We start from the raw sequence: 19,292 nt of genomic DNA on the forward strand, positions 1-19,292 counted from the left end.
CACCGGTGAGAGCGCCGGGGACGACGCGGCTCGGCACGATGCTGATCATCGGCGATGTGATGCTGGACGTGATCGGCGATCTGAGCGGCCTCGGGCCCGACGAGGCGTGCGATTCGGGGCATGTACGCGAGAGCGTGGCCCTGCGTCCCGGTGGGACCGGCCTCGTCGCCGCGGTGGAGGCTCGCGGGGTGGGCTTCGACGATGTGGGCCTGTGGGGATCGATCGGCGGCCTTCCGTCCGGGAGTGCCGATCCCGGTGGTGAAGCCGCCCTTCTCGCCCTGCGCGAGGCCGACGTCCGCGATCTGCTGCGACGGGAGACCCGCGCGCCCACCGGCACCGTCGTCCAGTTCGCGTTCGCCGACGGCCGTCGCCTCATGGTGGCCGATCCGGGGGCGAACACCATGGTGGACGAAGAAGGCCCGTCGGAGGCGGTCTCGGCGTTCGCGGCGCGTTCCGACACGGTGTTCGTGTCGGGGTATGTGATGACGTCACCGGCACGAGCGGTGCAGGTGTGCCGACTGGTCGAGCTGGCCCGATCGCATGGCGCGGTGGTGGTCCTGGACGTGGTGCCGCACCGGATCGAGCAGCTCGCCCCCTCCGTGGTGACGCTGCTGAGCGAGGTGGACGTGGTCATCGGCGAGGCGGGCACCCTGCACCATCTGTTCGGTCCCGGAGGTCTCCCGACGACGGAGGAGGAGACGGAGGATCTCGCCCGGCGCATTCTGCGGAATCACCGACTCGCCGTCGTACGCCCCTCCAATGAGCGCGAGTTGATCGCGGCGCGCGGTGAGCGGATCGGTGACCAGTCCGGCGACGGGTCCGATGACGGGTCCGATGACCAGTACCGGTTCCTCTGGGCCGACACCGGGTACGGGGACCTCTCCGCCATCGGGCGCTCCGGAAGCCACGACCGGCGGAATCTCCGCATCCTGGCGGAGTGGTCCGCCCACACCCGGCGGTCGCCCTGACCCGCGGGGGCGCTCCGTCCGGCGGGGAGTCGACCGTCGCGGGCGTCTTCCCTCCGGGACTCGGGCCCGCGCCCGGCGCCGGCCGCTTCCTCGCCGCGCTGGCCCCAGGGTCGTACGACCGGGCCGACTCTCGTGACCTCCGCGAGCCGGAATCCCGCGAGCTGGGCCCCCGCGGTCCGGGCGGGCCGCCCGCCGCGGAACGGGTACTCGTCCCATCGCCGCGGGCAGGCGGGCGGCGGGTGGTCCTCGACGCCGGATTCGGCGACGGACGGCTCCGATCGCAGATCCTCGCCGGGGGTCTGTCCTGGGTGGGCGCGGACATCGACCCGGCACGCGTCGCCGCCGCCCGCGCGGCCGGATTCCCCGCTGTGTGCTGTGACCTGACCCGGTCGCTTCCGTTTCGCACCGGTTCCGTGGACGGGGTCGTCCTCGTCTTCGTGCTCAACGTGATTCCCCGGCGCAGCCGCAGAAGTCGTCTGGCGGCGGAGATCCGGCGTGTGCTCAAACCGGGTGGGGTGGTGTGGATACGCGACTTCCAGCGGGTCGACGATCCCGGGGACGGGCGGATCGGCGGCGAGGTCGGACAGGCGGAGTGGTCGGCCGCGAACCGCCGCCATCGGTGGGGCCGTCGGCTGGCGGCCGAACTGGCCGGGGTACCGGCGCGTGATCTGCTGCCGGGTTCCTTCCCTGCCTTCCGCGTCGCTCCCGGATTCGCCGGAACGGATCGGTTCGTCAACCACCGTTATTCGGTACGGCAGTTCAGACGAGCCGTCGCACGGCGGCAGGTGACGTTCGACTTCGTGGCCTGCCACTCGACCGCGGACGAGCTGCGGAACGAGTGGGGTCGGATCGGTGTGGTGGAAGAGGTTGTACGGACTGTCGGCCAGGCGCGCGGGGGCACTAAACTGCCGGCGCTGGATCTCCTGGTCCGCATGTGACTTCGTGAGGGGAGCGACATGGCGGTCGTGATCGAATGGGACGGTCCGCTGACCGATCTCCGCATCCCGATCCAGGAGCTCATCGACCAGGTCTTCGGCTCGCAGGAGGGCTTCAACGCCGAAGTGGTACGGCTCCTGCCGTTGTCCGGCGCGGAGAGCGGCGCCGCCGTTCTCCGGGCGATCATGACCTCTCCGCAGTCCCCGCTCCCGTACATACTCAAATGCGGGGAAGCGGAGATCATCGACCGGGAACTGGCGAGCCACCAGCGCTGGAACAGCAGCACCACGCTGTGGAACGGCGCGCCGCTCCACCCCCTGACCACGCCTCCGCGTCTGCAGCGCGGCGGGGTCACCTGGTCGGCGGCGCTCTACCGTCTGGCGGGGAACACCGGGTCGATAGAGGATCTCCTCTCCCTGGACGAGGCGGTGGGCTCGTTCACCGACGGCGAGAGCGGGCCCCATGAGTCCTCGCGCTGGGCGGCGACCTTCAACACCCTGGCCCGTACGCTCGCGACCTCCTACCAGGCGACGCAGACGAGCGGCTCCGCGGCCCGTGTGCTGGCCGTTCCGTCGAGGGAGCTGCGGGCCGTCGTGTCGTCCGTCGCCGCTTCGGCGTCCGACGCCTCGGATCCCGACGTCGCGGGCTGGCATGAACTGGAGACGACCCTTCCTGCGTGGGAGGAGTATGTCGGGCAACTCCACCGGGAAGTCCGTCTGGTGCTGTGTCACGGGGACCTGCGGGGGGCCAACGTCCTGCTGGACGGCGAGACGTTCCATCCCTTCATCATCGATTTCGGCAGTGTCGGAATCGGCAGTCCTCTGATGGACCTGGCCCGGCTGGAGATCGATCTGCTGGTGCGAGCGGGAAACCTCGACGAGTCGGCTCTTCCGGCCGTGCATCAGATGCTCTTCGACGATTACTGCGACGCGGCCTGGGAGCACAGTGACGTCAAGGCGCTCCGGGTGGTCTACCACCTCCGCCGGGCCTTTGAGCGGGTGACCCATCAGGGAGTGCAGACCGGCCGGGTACTCGACGAGATCCGCTTCTTCCACTCCTGCCGGATTTCGACGGCGGCGCGCATGCTCCGCTGGGCCGACCGGTCGGTGACCTCCCGGAACGCCCGCCGCCATCTGCTGTGGCTGATGATCGAGGGCACCCGGCGGGTCCTTCAGTCGCCCCGCGGCGGGAGTCGGGTCATGCGCCCGCTGCCGCGTCAGGCGGGTCCCATCGTCCGGCAGACGTCGACCGTCGGCATCAACGCCGTGCACTCGTCGACCGATTGGCCGGCCAGGAACGCCGCCAAGAAGTCCGTGCTGGAATCCACCGACGATCTGTGGCTGATGGCCCATTCCGGCTGGTCCTACATGGCCCCCGAGGGTGCGCTGTTCGAGGCGATGGAACAGAGGACCCGGCGCAGCCGCTCCGGTGAAGCGGGTTTCTCCCGGATCATCATCATGAGCCCTTACACGGAGGAGGGGATCGTCCGGGCCGCCCAGCAGAACCCCCGCGCCACCACATTGGAGGGTCTGGAAACCACCCGGACCTTCACCCGGTTCAGCCGCTGTCTCTCCGATTTCCAGAATCTCTTCATGGACGATGAGACCCCGGACCCGCGGGTGGAGTTGCGTGTCTCCACCTTCAGTATCGGGGTGACCGTACTGCTGGCCGGCGGCACGATGTTCTACGAGCCCTATCACGCGGGGCTGGCGTCCCGCCGGGACGTCAAGCTCCAGACGTTTCCCGAGTTCGAGTTCTCGGGCCCGTCCGGGGCCGCGTATGTGAGCGCGGTGCGCGAGCAGATCGAATGGCAGTGGGAACGGGCGCTGAGCATCGACGACTATCTCGCGCAGGAGTCGGCCGTCCACGAGCGGTCGTCCGGCTACACCCGCCGGTTGCTCGGCGCTCCGGCCGGGGAAGCGCGCGAGTGAGCGGCCTGCTGTCCCGCGTGTCGGACGCCTACCCCTATGAGCCCATCCAGTTCCATGACAGCTGGCTGGCGGTGGACCCGGTGATCGGGTGCAAGGCGTCGTGCTCGTACTGTCTGCTCCGTATTCCGGGATGGACGGGGGTCCGGCCCGAGACGGTGACCCCCGTCGAGGACATCGTCGAACGCCTCCGCACGCACAAGTACTTCGAACCCCATGTCACCCGCCTGTGCTTCGGCACGCGCACCGATGTGCTGCTGCCCGAGGTCCAGCCGTACGCTCTGGACTTTCTCCGTGCTCTCGACGCCAAGGGGTTCCGCAACGCGGTGGCGCTGATCACCAAGCTGGAGGCGCCGGACGACTTCCTGGCCGCGATCAGGGCGCTGAGGCACATCCGCGTCGTGTTCCTGGTGAGCTGGTCGGCTCTTCCGCCGGGCGTCGAGAAGGGCGTACGCCGAGGCGCGGCCGTCGCGACGATACGGAAGCTCTCCGCGCGGGGCATCCCGGTGATCCACTACTTCCGGCCACTGGTGCCGGCCAACAGCGACGACGGGACCTTCCACCGGGTCCTCTCCGAGGTCGCGGGCCGGGCGCTGTGCACGGTGCACATCGGGCTCAAGCTCAATCCGCGCCTCAGGGACTTCTACGCGGCGGATCCGGTGCTCCACCCGGCGACGCTCGACACGGACGAGGCCGACTACGGCGTCTGGTCGCCCGAGGGCGCGGTAGGCCGGCTGCGTGCGATGGCCGCCGAGCACTTTCCCGACCATCCGCTCTACGACCGGACCTCGTGCGCGATGGCCCGCGCCCTCGGTGAGGCCGACTACACGGCGACCCTGAACCACGAGGAGAGCTGTCTGGCGAGCCGGTGTCCCGAGGGCCAGCGCAGGGCATGTGTGCGGTCGCGCCGCGTGCCCGGGGTCCGGGAGGTCGAGGAGAGGCTCCGCGGCATCGGGCTGACGAACCGTGTGGTGGTCGAGGACGGGGCGATCCATATCGACGGCGAGATCGGGCAGCAGGACTATCCGTACCTTCTGCACGCCTTCAGCGTCCCGATCTTCGCCGACGTACGGTTCTTCCGTGTCTTCAGGGGGGACATCTACCCTCCGGGCCGCTGACTCACCCGGCCGCGGGCGGCAGGGGACTCCGCCCGTCGGCGAGGGGGATGCCGGCGGCGCACAGGGGGCACTCCTCCGGTGCCCAGACCGCCGGAGCGTCCACCGCCGTCAGCGAGACGACCGGCAGCGGGAACCGGGGGACCTCGGGCTCGGGCAGCCCGCCGCTCCGGTCCACCAGGACGCCGATCCCGGCGACGGTGAACGGCTCCAGAGCGTCGATGGCGGCACCGAGCGTCCGTCCGCTGGACAGGATGTCGTCCACCACCACGACGCGGGCGGCCGGAGCGACCCGGTGGCCGCGGCTGAGCGTGAACGGTCCGTCGGCGAGGGGCCGTTCCAGGAAGAGCGCGTCGACGCCGAGATGGCGGGCGACTCCCCAGGCGACCACCATGCCTCCCTTCGCCGGGCCCGCGATCACCTCGGCGCCGAGCCCGCCGATCCGCTCGGCGAGGGCCGCGAACAGGCGGTCCGCCGCCGGGGGCCGCTGAAGCACGGCGGACTTGTCCCAGAACTCGCTGCTGTGGTGTCCGGCGGGCACACGGAAGTGGCCGCTCCGGATGCCTCCGCACTCCTCGAAGACGGAGCGCGTGAGTGCGGCGACGGAATCCGGATCATCCGGTCCGGCGCTCCGGTCGCTCGCGGGGCTTGCATCAGTCGCAGCGCTTCCGGTGCTTGCGGGTCGAGGCTGGTCCGGCATCGCGACGGCTCCTTCTCATCGGCTTCTCTTCGACTCGCCGGATGTGCGCCCTGTCGCCGACGCCCGGCGCAGACGCCCCGCCGGCACGGCCGGGACGGACGACGACCCGTCAGGATTGGGCCGGCATCACCCTGGTCACCTTGCCCTCGCGGTCCGCTTCCAGATAGCCGCCGTCGTACTCGTCGGAGAGGTAGACGGCGAATCGCGCCGGGGTGTCCGAGAGTTCGTTCGGCTGGCGTATCAGCAGATAGCGCGAGGTCGGCTCCTTGACGTTCAGGTCCTTCTCCGCCCGGCTCAGCAGCGCGGGCAGGACATCCCAGTCGAATGTGTCCAGCCCCACCGGCAGGTCGCCTCCCGCCAGCGTTCCGCTGATGGGGCCTCGGGAGACACCCTGGCCGACACGGTAGGTGTAGGTGTCGTACCGCTTCTTGCTGCCCTTGACCATGCCCTGCGCGGACGCGTACTCCGGGTAGACGGAGAAGCTGCCCACCTGGTCGGTGCCCATCTCCGCCTTGAGCTCCCTGACGGCCTGGCGGATGCCCTCCGGTGTCAGCAGGTCCGTCGTCTCCCGCGATCCCCCGGAACGCGTTTCGGGCTTGGACCGGGAGGACGCGGGCGTGGGAGCCGGACCGTCACCGGGCGTCCGCGACCCGCTGGGTGTGGAACCGGGCGAGGCGGACGAGGCGTTGTCGTCGGGACCGGGCAGCAGCGCCCACACCAGCACGCCCGTGAGCGCCGTGCCGAGGAGCGAAGAGCCGATGGCGATCCGGCGGATCCGCACGGCCCGGCGATCGGGCGCGGCTCCCGGCCCCGCATCGTCGGTCCAGGTCGGGGCGGTGAACGGGTCGGCTCCCCACGGGGCGGCGTTCCGGGGAACAGCGTCCTGGGGGCCGGTCGGCCAGGGTCCGGTGGGAGGCGCGTCGGCCCGCGGCCCTGCCGTCTGAGGCCCGGCCGTCTGAGGCGCGAAGCCGGGGGCGATCGGGGCCGAGGGCGGTGCCAAACGGTACGAGGTCGTCCCGGACTCCCCCGGCACGGGCGTGACCAGGTCTCCCCGCACCACGGCCGACAGCATCCGGTCCACGGTCTCCGGGTCGGGCCGTGCGGCCGGATCCTTGACCAACAGCGCGTTGAGGACGTCGGCCAGCGGTCCCGCCCGGTGCGGCGGCGGCAGTTCCTCGTTGAGGACGGCGGCGAGCGTGGCCAGCGTCGTCCCCTTGCGCAGCGGATGACGGCCCTCGACGGCCACGTACAGCATCATCGCCAGCGACCAGAGATCGGAGCCGGGCCCGCCGTCGTCCCCGGTGATTCGCTCGGGGGCCATGTAGTCGGGTGTGCCGATGAGGGACCCGGTGGCGGTCAGGACGGTCGACTCACGGATGGCGGCGATGCCGAAGTCGGTGAGCACGGGCCGGCCGTCTGGCCGCAGTAGAACGTTCGCGGGCTTCACGTCACGGTGCTGGATACCGGATTCGTGCGCGGCCCGCAGCGCGGCCAGCACCTCCCGGCCGAGTCCGGCGGCCTCGACGGGCTCCATCGGCCCCTGGTCCAGGCGGTCCTGGAGCGACCCGCCCGCCACCAGCTCCATCACCAGCCACGGATAGGTGTTCTCGCCGCCGTCCACGACATGGTGGATGGTCACGACATTGGGGTGGTCGACGCGGGCGAGCGCGCGGGCCTCGCGCAGCACACGGGCCCGCAGTGTCCGTGCGGCCTCCGGGTCGTACTCGGCGAGCCCCGGATCGGGGGGCCGCACCTCCTTCAGCGCCACGGCCCGGTCCAGAACCAGATCCCGAGCGCGCCACACCGTGCCCATGCCGCCACCCCCGAGCCGCGCCTCCAGCGCGAACCGCCCGTCGATGACCCGTCTACCGCTCTCCCCACCACTCATGGTCCGGAGCTTACGAGATCAGGGACACCGCCCCGCCATCCGGTCAGCCGCCGGACGCCGGACGCGGGGCACGCCGAGGCGACCGCGACGAGCGGCCCCTCGGCGGCGTCCGGATCTCCCTGGGGACGTCAGGGCTTGCGGGCGATCGCGGCGTGGCAGGACACTTCGGCGTCGGTGATGCTCTCCACGTCGTCGCCGGGGTCGGGACGCCAGTGGTGAGAGGTGACGACGCCGGGGTCGAGAAGGTCCCAGCCCGTGAAGAAGCGCTCGAACTCCTCGCGTGTGCGGGCCTGTACGGGCGTTCCCGCGGCTGTGTACGACTTGATGAGGTGGGCGGTGCCTTCGGGGTCGAACGCGGCGGTGAAGTGGCTGATGGCGAGAGTGCTGCCCGAGGGGAGGGCCCCCTTGAGGTGCTCGACGATGTCATGGGCCCTGTCGTCGCCCGGGACGAAATGCAGGACGGCGTTGAGGCTGAGGGCGATGGGCCGGCCGAAGTCGAGGACCGAGAGCGTCGGGTGGGCGAGGAGAGCGGCCGGTTCCGTGATGTCGCCCTGGTGGTACGCGGTCATGCCGTCGGGGTGGCTGTGAAGGAGCGCTCGGGCGTGGGCGAGGACGATGGGGTCGTTGTCCGCGTAGACGACACGGGCGCTCGGGGTGATGCTCTGGGCCACCTCGTGCAGATTGGGTGAGGTGGGGATGCCGGTGCCGATGTCCAGGAACTGGGTCATGCCCTGCTGGGCGAGTGCGCGGGTGGAGCGCTGCATGAAGCGGCGGTTGACACGAGCGGCCACGGGGGCCGAGGGGAAGGCGACCAGGGCGCGGGCGGCCGCTTCGCGGTCGGCGGGGAAGTTGGTGACACCGCCGAGAAAGTAGTCGTACATGCGGGCCGAGTGCGCCCGGTCCATTTCCAGGTCCACTGTGCCGTCGTCCATCGTCGTTCCCCCTGTGTGATGTTGGCGGGCGCGGCCGGGTCAGTCCCCTCCGTCAGCTCACTCCTCGAAACGGTGAGGGGCGACAGCGGGGACGGGCCGGCCTTGAAGCACTGCGGCCGAATGAGCGACCATCGAACGGTTGCACCAATCTTCCCCACTCCCACGGGTGAGTCATCATGCTATTGCGGTGCGCCGAAGAAATCGACGGGCGCCTTGCACGCAGAGTCGGTTCATCCGGTTGGCTGTCCAATGGGAGAGTGCCTCTTCCGCACCGAAGCCCTCCGTCGTGGACGGGTACGGTGTCCAACCCTCAAGGAAACGTGTGAACATCCCTCTGGACGCTCCGGCGGTCCGGACGACCGCCACGCGGGAATTAACCGAGACCGCCACGCGGGAACTAACCGACACCGCCGCGCGCCTCCGGTCCGGAGCCTTACCCATCGCCGCGAGCCGCTTGCACCACCGGTCGAGCACGCCCTGTTCACGGCGCGCCCGACCAGCCCGCCGCGACCGCGTCGCCTCCGGGGGTGCCGGCCGGTGACCCTTCCCACTCAGGGCCGCGCACCCCACGAGGACGCCGGACCACCCGTCACGCCATTCGACCGGCTGACGCTGACATTCGAGGCGTTCCATCAGTTCCACCGCACACTGTGGATGCGCTTCGCCCACACCCAGGTCGGCACCCACAAGGCCGCCGAGAAGGTGGTGGACGCCGCATGCGCCCGGCTCCAGAAGAACTGGAACCAGGCGCTCAGCCAGGAGTCCGTTCCCCGTTACGCGTGGACGGTGCTCAAGGAGGAGGTGCAGAACTGGCTCGACAAGCGGGGGGACACGCCCCAGTTGGTGGGCACCGCCGCCTTCCGCAAGGCCGTCGGGAAGCTCCTCCTGCACGAGATGCGCGACGACTTCGCCGCCCTGTCCGGGGAACTCGGTCTGTACGCGGCCATCTCCCGCCTGCCCGAGCGGCAGTACGACGTCGTGGTGCTGCTCTTCGTCCTCGGGCAGAAGGAGGAGGAGGTGGCCGACTATCTGGGGATCGAGATCGCCACCGTCCGCTCCCATGTACGGCACGCCCGGCGCAGTCTGGCCAGGGAACTCGACGTACGCCACGAGAACGAGGGAACCGGGAGGTAACGATGCCCCGCACCGACGAGCCGCATATCGACACCGTGCTGAGCGATGCCGAAATCCTCGTACACGACTACGACGGCTACGACACCGACGCCGCCCTGCGGCGCGTCACCGAACTCGCCACCGGCCCAGGCGTCCCCGTCCCACGCCCGCGCCCGCCCCTCTCCCGCCGGCTCACCGCCGCCGAACAGGCGGCACACGACCTCAACCTCGCGGTCAGCCTGATCGTGGACGCCCCGCAGGCGGCGACCAGTCTCCAGTGCCTTCTCGACCGGGACAGGACGGAACCGGCGGGAGCGCTGGTCTTCGCGGCGCTGCTGCATCTGGCAGGTCATCGTGAAGCCTCCCGGTTCTGGTGGCAGTTCGCGGCGGGCGGCGGCGACAGCACGGCCGCGTTCTGTCTCTACCTCCTCCACCAGGAGCGCGCCGAGTTCCGCGACGCGGCCTACTGGCGTGCGCAGAGCCGCCAGCTGAGCCGTCCCGGTGCGACGCGCCCGCACGGCGTACGGCCGCCGCTGCTCGCCGAGAGCGTCCGGCGCGAACTCATCAGCCTGTGCAGGCGGGGTCATAGACCGACCCTGCCGCCCCGGCTCGAAGCCCTCATCCATGGCCTCCCCACCGACGCCACCGACCTCGACTTCGGTGACATCCCGCGCCCCGACCACGACCTCACACGGACCCTCCCGCAGGAGGCGCCGTACCCCGCCTGAGCCGGGTCGCACCGGGTCGCGCCGGATTCCGAGGTGGGGTGGGCGGTCCGTTCGAACCCTCGGCCGAACCGATCACAGACCGGAGCATCGTCGGTAGTGTCGGGGTCCCCGGTCGGGATCCGGGGGTGGGGAGGAATGGTGACATCACCCGTTGACGATTTCGGTCCCTATACGGCACGGGCTCGTTCGGCGGTGGAGAGCGCGCAGATGGCGGCGCGCTCGCTCGATCACGATGAGGTCCTGCCGGGTCATCTGCTGATCGTCCTGGCCACCGGGCACGGGATGGCTCCGGTGATCCTCCGGGAGCTGTCGGTACCGGCGGACGGGGTCAGACGGGCCGCCGAGGAAGGGCTCGGTCTGGGGGAAGGGGCCGCGGTCCGGGGCGTCGCCTACTCCGCCGAGGCCCGCGGGGTGATCGCCCTGGCGCTGCGCGAGAACCCCCGGCCGGGGCCGAACCGGATCGGTACGGATCACTTGCTCATCGCCCTGCTGCGTGCGGGCGGATTCGCGGCGGAACTCCTCGCCGGACACGGTGTCACGGCTGACCGGGCCGTCGCCGCCCGCGACCGGCTGCTGCCCGACATGTGCTACGGCTGCGCCGAGAACGGCTACACGCCCGAACCCGCTCCGCGGCCGAAGCTGGTGCTGCCGGACCTCCAGGACATGAACGAGCGCATCGCGCTGCTCCGGCGGCTCAAGGAGGAGGCCGTGGACGCGCTCGACTTCGAGCGCGCCGCCTCGGTCCGGGACGCGGAGAAGGACCTTCTGCGGCGCAAGGCGATGCTCATCAAGGAGCAGACGGACGGATTCGACGCGGAATCGGCGCTGGACGAGATCGACCGGCTCGAAACGCTCGTGAGGCATCTGCGCGGTCTGCTCCACCACGGGCACGGCATCGCCTCCCCCTGACCAAGTGCTGTGACCGGAGCCCGTCCGGGAACCGGGCCCCGTATCGGGCGATCGGCCGGTTCCGCTGGTTCCGCGCTTTGGGCGGAACGGCGGAGACGGTGTGCCGGCATCCGGTGGCAGCCGGGAACAGGCGGTCCGGTTTCCGGGCGCCGGCCCTGATTCCAGGATGGATGGACATGTCCAACTGGTGGGACTAGTCTCTCAGTTGGTCTAGACCGCAACACCTGGAGCTCACTTCCCCCCAAGTCTGCAGCGCCCCCCACCACTCCCTTCAGGAGCGAAGCATGCGCAGAAAGATCGCCTCGTCGCTGGTCGGCCTCGGCCTGGTCGGCGCCTCCCTCGCCGTCACCTCCGGCAGCGCGCAGAGCCACGGCTACGCCGACACGCCCATCAGCCGCCAGCAGCTCTGTGCCGACGGCACCGTGCAGGACTGCGGCCAGATCGAGTGGGAGCCGTGGAGCGTCGAGGGCCCCAAGGGCTTCCCCGCCCGCGGCGCGGCCGACGGCTCGCTCTGCTCGGGCGACAACGCCCGGTTCTCCGAACTCGACGACCCGCGCGGCGGAGCCTGGCCCAGGACGACGCTGGTCGGCGGTGAGAGCCACACGTTCAACTGGCGGATCACGGCCCGGCACGCCACGACCGACTTCCGCTACTTCATCACCAAGGACGGCTATGACCCGACCAAGCCGCTGACACGGGCCGACCTGGAGCCGCAGCCGTTCCTGACCGTCCCGTTCGGAGGCCGCCAGCCCGGCTTCACGGTAACCCACTCGGGCGTCCTGCCCCAGAAGTCCGGCAAGCACCTGATCCTCGGCGTCTGGACGATCGCGGACACGGAGAACGCCTTCTACGCCTGCTCGGACGTCCAGTTCTGACGGACGTCCGCGCCTGACGCGCCGTCTTCCCCGCACAACAGCTCATGTCCAGCCGCGGGACCCCACCGTGCGGCTGGACATGAGCGCGTTCCGGGCGGGGAGACGGAGTGCGCCGGCGTGCCCCCGCGTCCCCCTTGTCCCCGTGACAGCGGGCGATCCCCGCCTGCAACCTTCTCGCAACGTAGCGGGGTGTTGACTGTGCTCCCGCACCGGCGACCCTTGGTTTCCGCGCTGCGCGTACCGCCGGAGGATGAGGAATCCGCTGGTCAGCCACTCCCTGAAGAAGCCCTGCTTCTTCCGACCGACAGCCCTCCGCAGGCCGGATGTCAGCCTGCGGAAGGTGCGGGCTGGACACCGCCCACAACCTCCGGGGCGGTGGCCGGCGAACAGGCCAGGGCCTCGGAGCGGAGTCGGCGCCGCTCCGGGGCCCCGGTTCGTCCGGTCACCACCCGGTCGGCCGGAAGGGTTCGAGGGGCGGGAGTGATCGCCCGGCCCCGGCCCGCCTCCCGCGCGTACCCGGGGCGCGCGCGGACGTATCAGTGGCCCTCGGCCACCGGCTCCAGTACGAAGACGGGGATCTGACGGTCCGTCTTCTCCTGGTACTCCGCGTACTGGGGAAACGCCTCGACCGCGCGCGCCCACCACTCGGCCTTCTCTTCCCCGGTCACCTCGCGGGCCTTCATGTCCTGCCGGACCGGGCCGTCCTGGAGTTCTACACGGGGGTCGGCGACCAGATTGTGGTACCAGAACGGGTGGCTGGGCCCGCCGCCCGCCGAGGCGACCACCGCGTACCGGCCTTCGTGCTCCACCCGCATCAGCGGGGACTTGCGGATCCTGCCGGTCCTGGCCCCCCGCGTGGTGAGGAGCACGACAGGCAGGCCGATGATCGTCGTGCCCTCGGTGCCGCCGGAGCCCTCGAACAGCTCGACCTGGTCACGTACCCATTTCGCCGGGCTCGGCTCGTACTCGCCCTCAAGTGGCATGGCGTTTCCTTCCGTCGCGGGAGGCTCTCGTCACTCAGGTGGGAATTCTGTCGCCGCGCGGCGCACGGGGCCGGAACGGCGAGCCGTACGCGCCCGGTGGCCGACCGGCCGGGCGGCGGTTCAGGGCTTGAGGTTGCCGACGACCTCGGCGGTGGCGGCGACTCCCTCGTGGATGGAGGGGGCCATGCTCGTGCCCGCGAGGAAGAAGCCGAGCAGTGCGCAGACGAGGGCGTGGGAGAGCTTCAGACCGCCGCTGCGCAGGAAGATCACGGCGAGCACCACCAGGAGCAGCACCACAGAAATCGAAATGGCCATCGCCAAGCCTCCTCCGCCGCGCCGGATTTGCGGCATTCGGCGGTCAGTCTGGCGCAGCGGGCGTGCCGTACGACCGACTGGCATGTCGGCCGTACGGGTGGTTGCGTGCGGGGAGCCCGGTCATGCGCCGTCGTGACGGCGGCGCGCGGGGAAACCGCGCAGTGACGCGGGCGGTGCGGGACCGGCGGTTCAGGCGTGCGCGGGGCCGGGCCGGCTCACTTCCGGCCAGTGAACCGTACGGTCGCACCACCGCTTCAGCAGGACGTCGTCGTGCCCCACTGCGAGGAGGCCGGCGCCGTGGTCACGGCGGTAGGTCTCGACGACCGCGACCAGTGCCGCCGTCGTCGACGCGTCGAGCATGGCGGTCATCTCGTCGCAGACGAGCCAGCGGGGGCGCAGTACCAGTGCGCGGGCCAGGCAGGCGCGTTGGAGCTGGCCGTCGCTGACCTCGTGGGGGCGGCGGGACAGCAGTTCTCCGGTGAGACCCACCGTGTCGGCGAGTTCCTCGGTGCGGGAGCCGGCGTCGGCCCGGCGGCCCGTCGCCCTCAGGGGCTCGGCGATCAGATCGCGCAGGGACAGCCTCGGGTCGGCGGAGAGCCTGGGCTGCTGGAAGACGACTCCGATGGCGGTGCGCTGGGCTCGGGGCGCGGCGTGCCGCCAGCCTCGGGCCGGTTCGCCGTCGATGACGACGCTGCCGGAGTAGGGGCGGTGCAGCAGCGCGGCGACTCGGGCGAGGGTGGACTTGCCGCAGCCGCTGGGGCCGAGGAGCCCGACCGCCTCGCCGGGTGCGAGGGTCAGCGAGGCGTCCCGTACCACCGGGTCGCGGCGGTCGTAGCCGGCGGTGACGGTGCGGAGTTCAAGCACGGTGGGCCTCCTTCGCCGACGGGGTGACCGGGTGGTGGCAGGCGACGCCGGCGGTGAAGGCGGGGCGGGTCGCGCACAGGTCGGTCACGCGGTCGCAGCGGGCCGCGAAGGCGCAGCCGTCCGGGAGATCGCCCAGTTCGGGCGGGAGTCCGGGCACGGGGGTGAAGTCCCGTTCGGGCAGGGCGTTGAGGAGTCCGCGGGCGTAGGGGTGGCGGGGGCCCGGCGTACCGAAGAAGGTTTGTGCGTCGGCGAGTTCGACGATGCGTCCCGCGTACATGACGGCCACCCGGTCCGCGATGCGTTCGGCCGCCGCGAGGTCGTGGGTGATCATCAGCAGGGCGCGGCCGGAGCCGCCGGGGGTCTGTGCGTCGATGTGGCGGCGCAGTTCGTCGGCCGTGCGGTTGACGAGGTCGCGGTCCAGTCCGGTGGTGGGTTCGTCGGCGAGGAGCAGGGGCGCGTCGCCGATGAGGGCGAGCGCGGTCGCGGCCCGCTGGGCGAGTCCGCCGGACAGCTCGTGCGGATAGCGGTCGAGGTGGTCGGCGGGGAACGCGGCCCGTTCGGCCGCGGCGACGGCGGCCTCGCGCGCCTGTCCGCGCGGGGTGCCGACGAGTGCGCGCAGGGTCTCCTCGATCTGTGCGCCGACGGTGCGCACGGGGGTGAGATGCGCCGCCGGGCTCTGCGGTACGAGTCCGATGAGGCGTCCTCGTACCGTGCGGGCGAGGGTGCGCTCGTCGGCGCCGAGGAGTTCGGTGCCGACGACAGTCGCGGTGCCCGCGGTCCGGGCGTTGCCCGGCAGCAGTCCGAGGAGCGCCGAGGCGAGCACGGATTTGCCGCAGCCGCTCTCGCCGACCAGGGCCAGGCACTCCCCCGCGGCGAGGTCGAAGCTCGCCGATGTGACGGCGGCGATATGCCGGCCGCCGCGCATCCGGAAGCGGACGGAGAGGTCGCGTACGGAGAGCACGGTGCCCGGCCGGTCCTCGGGGACTTCGGCGGCGGACGGCGGCGCGGCGGCGGACGGGACCACGGCAGCGGCGGCGGGGGTCGGGACGGCGGCGGTCACAGCATCAGCTCCGATCGGCGGCGCGGGTTGATCCGTTCCCGCCACGCGCCCGCGAGGCCCGCGATCGCGAGTGTCGGGATGATCAGGAACAGGCCGGGGAAGAGCGTCGGCCACCAGTCGCCCGCGAGCAGCGAACCGCGCGCGGTCTGGACGAGGTTGCCCAGGCTCGCCTGATGGCTGGGCAGCCCGAGGCCGAGGAAGGAGAGCGCGGACTCGTGCCACATGGCGTGCGGCACCATGAGCACGGCCGCGAGACCCGCCTGCGGCAGTACGCCCGGCAGCAGATGGCGGGCGGTGACCCGCCAGCGGGAGGCTCCGCCCGAGATCGCGGCGTCGACATAGGGCCGTGAGCGCAGCGAGAGCACCTCGGAGCGCACGATCCGGGCGGTGGAGAGCCAGTGGGTGAGCGCGACCGAGACGACGACCGGCCATACTCCGGGGCGGAACATCGCCACGATGAAGATCCCGAGCAGCAGATGCGGCACGGAGGAGAAGGTGTCCACCAGCCGCATCACGATCCGGTCGGTCCAGCCGCCGAAGGCCGCCGCGGCTGCCCCGACGAGCGTGCCGATCACGGTGGCGACGAGCGCGGCGACCAGGCCGACCAGGAGGGAGATCCGCAGTCCGTAGACACAGCGCAGCAGCAGGTCCCGACCGACGTCGTCGGTGCCGAAGGGGTGGGCGAGGGACGGCGGCTGGAGCTTGCTCGAGAGATCGACGGCCTGTTCGTCGAGTTGCACGATCGGCGGGACGAGCAGGACGGCGAGGACGACCGCGGCCATGATCACGGCGGAGACGGAGATCCGGACCGTGCGGGTGGAGCGCCGGGTGCGCCCGTGGGAGCGCCAGCCGGTTTCGGCGAGTTCAGCCATCGAAGCCCACTCTCGGGTCGGCGAGTCCGTACAGCACGTCGGAGAGGAGGTTGCCGAGGAGTACGGCGGCGGTGGCGAGGACGGTGAGCGCCGCCAGCAGCGAGAAGTCGACCGAGGTGGCGGCTTCGACGGTCGCTGCGGCGATGCCGGGCCAGCTGAAGACCGTCTCGACCAGCAGGGCCCCGGTGATCAGCTCGGGGACGCGTGAGCCGATGAGGGTGAGCATCGGCAGCATCCCGGAGCGCAGGGCGTGTCCGAGGAGTACGGAACGCTCGCTCAGTCCGCGGGCGCGGGCTCCGCGTACGGGGTCCTCGTCGAGCGCGTCGCCCACTCCCTGGCGTACGTACAGGAAGAACCAGGGCAGTTGCGAGATCCCGAGGACGGCCGCGGGCAGCACCAGGTGCGAGGCGACCTGGCCGAAGGTGACGACGTCGCTGCCGGTGTCGGTGAGCCCGCCGGGGGGCAGGACGCCGAGCTTGAGGGCGAAGAACCAGATCGCGAGCAGGCCGAGCCAGAACGCGGGCGCCGCTTCGAGGGTGTAGGCGGCGGAGCTGACCGAGCGGTCGAGCCAGCCGCCCCGGCGGCGCGCGGCGAGAACGCCGAGGGCGGTGCCGAGGAGGATCGCGACGGCGAACGCGGTGGCGGCGAGGAGGACGGACCAGCCGACCCGCTCGCCGATCACGTCGGCGACGGGCTGGCGCATCACGGTGGAATCGCCGAGATCGCCCTGGAGGGCGGAGGTCAGCCAGTTCCACCAGCGGGTGACGAGGGGCTGGTCGACGCCGAGGTTGGCGCGGATGCGGTCGAGGTTCTCCTGGGTGGCGGTCATTCCGGCGGTGCCGGTGTACGCCTTGACCGGGTCGAAGGGCGAGGCGGCGGCGACGGCGAAGACGCCGAAGGTCACCGCCAGCAGGACGGGGACCGCGAGCACGGCCCGGCGTCCCGCCATCCGTGCCATCGCGCCCCAGGGGAGGCGTCGTCCCGTCCGGGGCGACGCCTCCCCCTTGGAGAGGCCGAGGCTCACTTCTTGGGCGTCCAGTCCTCGACGTTCCACCAGGGGCCGGAGGCGAGCCCGTGCTCGTGCGGCTCGATCTGGGTGCTCAGACCGTCCCACTTGTCGTCGACGACGTAGAGGTGGTCGATGTGGGTGAGGAAGGTGTAGCCGGGGTTCTTCACCAGTTCGCGCTGGACGGTGTCGTACGCGGCCTTCCGCACGGCTTTGTCGCCGCTCCGGCGGCCGTCCAGGAGGGCCTTGTCGACGACGGGGTTGTCGTACCAGGCCATGTTGTTGAATCCGTCCCCGGCGAGGGAGGAGGTGAGCAGGAGGTACTGGTCGAAGTCCGGGTCGCCGGGCGAGCCGCCGCCCGCGAGGACCGCGTCGTCCTTCATCCGGGGCTCGATGACCTCCCAGGTCCCGGCCTGGGTCTTGATGGAGATGCCCGCCTTCTTGGCGTCGGAGGCGTAGGCGAGCGCGTGGTCCTGGCGGAGCTTGTCGCCGGAGGGGTACCAGAGCGGGAACTCGGCGCGTACGCCGTCCTTCTCCCGGACGCCGTCGCCGCCGGGCTTCCAGCCGGCCTCGTCGAGGATCTTCTTCGCGCGGTCGAGGTCGTAGGGGCGCTCGGTGCCCTGGGCGAACCACTCGCTGTCGGTGGGGACGGGGCCGTAGCCGGGCTTTCCGGCGCCTTCGAGGATCTTGTCGACCATGGCCTGCCGGTCGACGGCGATGTCGAGCGCCCGGCGGATCGCGAGGTCGCCGGTGACCTTGTTGCCGGTCGGGAGGGTCACGGTCCGGTAGTCGTACGTCGTGGCCGCGTGCGTCTTCTTCGACTTGTCGCCCTTGAAGCCCTCGGCGAGGTTGGGCGGCAGGATCGCGCCGTCGAGGTCCCCGGCGCGCAGCCGGGTGGCGCGGATGTCGTCGTCCTTGATGACCGCCATGGTGAACTTCTTCACCTTGGGCTCGCCGCCCCAGTAGGAGGGGTTGGACGTGAAGCTGATCTTCTCGCCCTTGGACCAGCCGGTGAGGATGTACGGGCCGGTCCCGATCGGCTTGGTGGTGAACGGGCCGGTGTTGACGTCCTGCCCGGAGACGATGTGCTCGGGGACGATCGGGTGGACGGTGCGCTGGGCGAAGGCCGCATAGGGGTACTTCAGCGTGAAGACGACGGTGTCGTCGCCGGTCGCCCTGACGTCCTTGATCGCGTCCAGTTCGGACTGGGAGGCGTTGTTGGTCTTCTCGTCCAGGACCGTCCGGTAGGTGAAGACGACGTCCTTGGCGCCGAACGGCTTGCCGTCGCTGAAGGTCACGCCCTGGCGCAGCTTGTATGTGTAGGTCAGCCCGTCCGCGCTGATCTCGGGGAGCGCCGTGGCGAGCGCGGGCTTGAGCTTCATTCCCGTGTCGAGGGCGAGGAGGCCGTCGAAGATCTTCGAGTTGCCGTCCTTGCCGAAGCCGAGGAGCGGGCTGAGGCTCTCGGGCTCGGTGGCGATTCCGACGACCGCGGCTTCCGCGGCGCCGTCGGTGCCGTTCTTGCCGGACGCGGCGCTGTCGGGATTGGAGCAGGCCGCCGCGCCCGCGGTCAGGGCGGCGGCCAGGGAGACGGCCGCCACCCCTCGTATGCGACGGCTCAGACGTGCCGATCTGCCGGATCGAGCGGACACCGCACCCACACTCCTCATTAATGAAGATCAACCGTTATTGCGAACGCTTCGCAATTAAACCCCATGAAAAGCGTGCTGCCTACATGGGGTTGGTGGGGACGGAGCGGGGTGCGCCGCGGACTCTCCGGTCCCGGCCAGCCGGAACCGGAGAGTCCGGTGGGCGGAGCGGGTCACGGGTGGGCTGGTGGCGGGTGGGATGGAAGGGCTGCGGCCGGACCCCTCCGGGCCCGGCCGCAGCCGTCTGATCGGGGTCCTCAGCGCGCGGGGTCGGCGTGGCGGAGTTCAGTGGCCCGCAGGTCGACCAGCCGGGCCAGGACCTCCTGGTGTCCGACGGGCGAACCGAGCGCGGGCCGCGCGGACTTGGCGCGCTCGCGCTACAGATGCGCGGGGTGCTCCCACGTCATTCCGGTGCCGGACGCACTCCTCTGGACGCACTTTTCGGTACGGGAGC

18 protein-coding genes are annotated in these 19,292 nt (G+C 71.1%); 8 read left to right on the plus strand and 10 right to left on the minus strand.

Going from position 1 to position 19,292, the window contains the following annotated elements; translation table 11 throughout:
- Positions 1-5: 5 nt before the first annotated feature.
- The 4 genes from ACWEFL_RS20810 to ACWEFL_RS20825 are packed head-to-tail and all read left to right on the plus strand — an operon-like array spanning position 6 to position 4,950.
- Positions 6-968: a carbohydrate kinase family protein gene (locus ACWEFL_RS20810; RefSeq protein WP_451714605.1), complete on the plus strand. Its 963-nt coding sequence runs from the start codon at positions 6-8 to the stop codon at positions 966-968.
- Positions 938-1,906 carry a class I SAM-dependent methyltransferase gene (locus ACWEFL_RS20815; protein WP_451714608.1) on the plus strand — a complete coding sequence of 323 codons (969 nt, stop codon included), beginning with the start codon at positions 938-940 and terminating at the stop codon, positions 1,904-1,906. The genes ACWEFL_RS20810 and ACWEFL_RS20815 overlap by 31 nt, the downstream gene beginning before the upstream one ends.
- Before the next feature lie 18 nt (positions 1,907-1,924).
- Positions 1,925-3,835 (plus strand): aminoglycoside phosphotransferase family protein, encoded by a 1,911-nt coding sequence (locus tag ACWEFL_RS20820; RefSeq protein WP_451714610.1) that lies wholly within the window; start codon positions 1,925-1,927, stop codon positions 3,833-3,835.
- The gene (locus tag ACWEFL_RS20825; RefSeq protein WP_451714612.1) at positions 3,832-4,950 is read left to right on the plus strand and encodes a radical SAM protein; all 1,119 of its coding nucleotides are present in this window, start codon (positions 3,832-3,834) and stop codon (positions 4,948-4,950) included. The genes ACWEFL_RS20820 and ACWEFL_RS20825 overlap by 4 nt, the downstream gene beginning before the upstream one ends.
- A 1-nt stretch (position 4,951) precedes the next feature.
- On the opposite strand, the gene ACWEFL_RS20830 is transcribed toward ACWEFL_RS20825, so the two are convergent.
- The 3 genes from ACWEFL_RS20830 to ACWEFL_RS20840 form a co-directional block, all read right to left on the minus strand.
- Positions 4,952-5,488, minus strand: a complete 537-nt coding sequence (locus ACWEFL_RS20830; RefSeq protein WP_451714614.1) for a phosphoribosyltransferase family protein — start codon at positions 5,486-5,488, stop codon at positions 4,952-4,954.
- A 268-nt stretch (positions 5,489-5,756) separates the two neighbouring features.
- Positions 5,757-7,535: a protein kinase domain-containing protein gene (locus ACWEFL_RS20835; RefSeq protein WP_451714617.1), complete on the minus strand. Its 1,779-nt coding sequence runs from the start codon at positions 7,533-7,535 to the stop codon at positions 5,757-5,759.
- Positions 7,536-7,663: 128 nt separating this feature from the next.
- Complete coding sequence (locus tag ACWEFL_RS20840; RefSeq protein ID WP_451714620.1) at positions 7,664-8,467, minus strand: SAM-dependent methyltransferase; 804 nt, start codon at positions 8,465-8,467, stop codon at positions 7,664-7,666.
- A gap of 537 nt (positions 8,468-9,004) precedes the next feature.
- Between ACWEFL_RS20840 and ACWEFL_RS20845 the strand changes: the two genes are divergently transcribed.
- The 4 genes from ACWEFL_RS20845 (at position 9,005) to ACWEFL_RS20860 (ending at position 12,092) form a co-directional block, all read left to right on the plus strand.
- On the plus strand, positions 9,005-9,601 hold the full coding sequence (locus ACWEFL_RS20845) for an RNA polymerase sigma factor (RefSeq protein WP_451714623.1): 597 nt from the start codon (positions 9,005-9,007) through the stop codon (positions 9,599-9,601).
- A 2-nt stretch (positions 9,602-9,603) separates the two neighbouring features.
- Positions 9,604-10,308 carry a glycoprotein gene (locus tag ACWEFL_RS20850; protein ID WP_451714625.1) on the plus strand — a complete coding sequence of 235 codons (705 nt, stop codon included), beginning with the start codon at positions 9,604-9,606 and terminating at the stop codon, positions 10,306-10,308.
- 138 nt (positions 10,309-10,446) lie between these two features.
- The gene (locus ACWEFL_RS20855; protein ID WP_451714628.1) at positions 10,447-11,217 is read left to right on the plus strand and encodes a Clp protease N-terminal domain-containing protein; all 771 of its coding nucleotides are present in this window, start codon (positions 10,447-10,449) and stop codon (positions 11,215-11,217) included.
- Between the two features lie 284 nt (positions 11,218-11,501).
- Positions 11,502-12,092, plus strand: coding sequence for a lytic polysaccharide monooxygenase auxiliary activity family 9 protein (locus tag ACWEFL_RS20860; protein WP_451714629.1), 591 nt, complete (start codon positions 11,502-11,504; stop codon positions 12,090-12,092).
- 536 nt (positions 12,093-12,628) lie between these two features.
- On the opposite strand, the gene ACWEFL_RS20865 is transcribed toward ACWEFL_RS20860, so the two are convergent.
- The 7 genes from ACWEFL_RS20865 to ACWEFL_RS20895 all read right to left on the minus strand — a co-directional run bounded on the left by ACWEFL_RS20865 (position 12,629) and on the right by ACWEFL_RS20895 (position 18,859).
- On the minus strand, positions 12,629-13,075 hold the full coding sequence (locus tag ACWEFL_RS20865; RefSeq protein ID WP_451714632.1) for a nitroreductase family deazaflavin-dependent oxidoreductase: 447 nt from the start codon (positions 13,073-13,075) through the stop codon (positions 12,629-12,631).
- A 120-nt stretch (positions 13,076-13,195) separates the two neighbouring features.
- On the minus strand, positions 13,196-13,390 hold the full coding sequence (locus ACWEFL_RS20870) for a hypothetical protein (RefSeq protein WP_451714635.1): 195 nt from the start codon (positions 13,388-13,390) through the stop codon (positions 13,196-13,198).
- 189 nt (positions 13,391-13,579) lie between these two features.
- A complete protein-coding gene (locus ACWEFL_RS20875; RefSeq protein WP_451714638.1) occupies positions 13,580-14,254 on the minus strand; it encodes an ABC transporter ATP-binding protein in 675 nt (224 codons plus the stop codon).
- Positions 14,247-15,179: an ABC transporter ATP-binding protein gene (locus ACWEFL_RS20880; RefSeq protein ID WP_451714921.1), complete on the minus strand. Its 933-nt coding sequence runs from the start codon at positions 15,177-15,179 to the stop codon at positions 14,247-14,249. Before ACWEFL_RS20880 ends, ACWEFL_RS20875 begins: the two co-directional genes overlap by 8 nt.
- Positions 15,180-15,310: 131 nt before the next feature.
- The gene (locus ACWEFL_RS20885) at positions 15,311-16,186 is read right to left on the minus strand and encodes an ABC transporter permease (protein ID WP_451714641.1); all 876 of its coding nucleotides are present in this window, start codon (positions 16,184-16,186) and stop codon (positions 15,311-15,313) included.
- Positions 16,179-17,144: an ABC transporter permease gene (locus ACWEFL_RS20890; RefSeq protein WP_451714924.1), complete on the minus strand. Its 966-nt coding sequence runs from the start codon at positions 17,142-17,144 to the stop codon at positions 16,179-16,181. The genes ACWEFL_RS20885 and ACWEFL_RS20890 overlap by 8 nt, the downstream gene beginning before the upstream one ends.
- A 62-nt stretch (positions 17,145-17,206) precedes the next feature.
- Positions 17,207-18,859: an ABC transporter substrate-binding protein gene (locus ACWEFL_RS20895; RefSeq protein ID WP_451714643.1), complete on the minus strand. Its 1,653-nt coding sequence runs from the start codon at positions 18,857-18,859 to the stop codon at positions 17,207-17,209.
- Between the last annotated feature and the right edge of the window lie 433 nt (positions 18,860-19,292).

Source organism: Streptomyces sp. NPDC004838 (assembly GCF_053600955.1).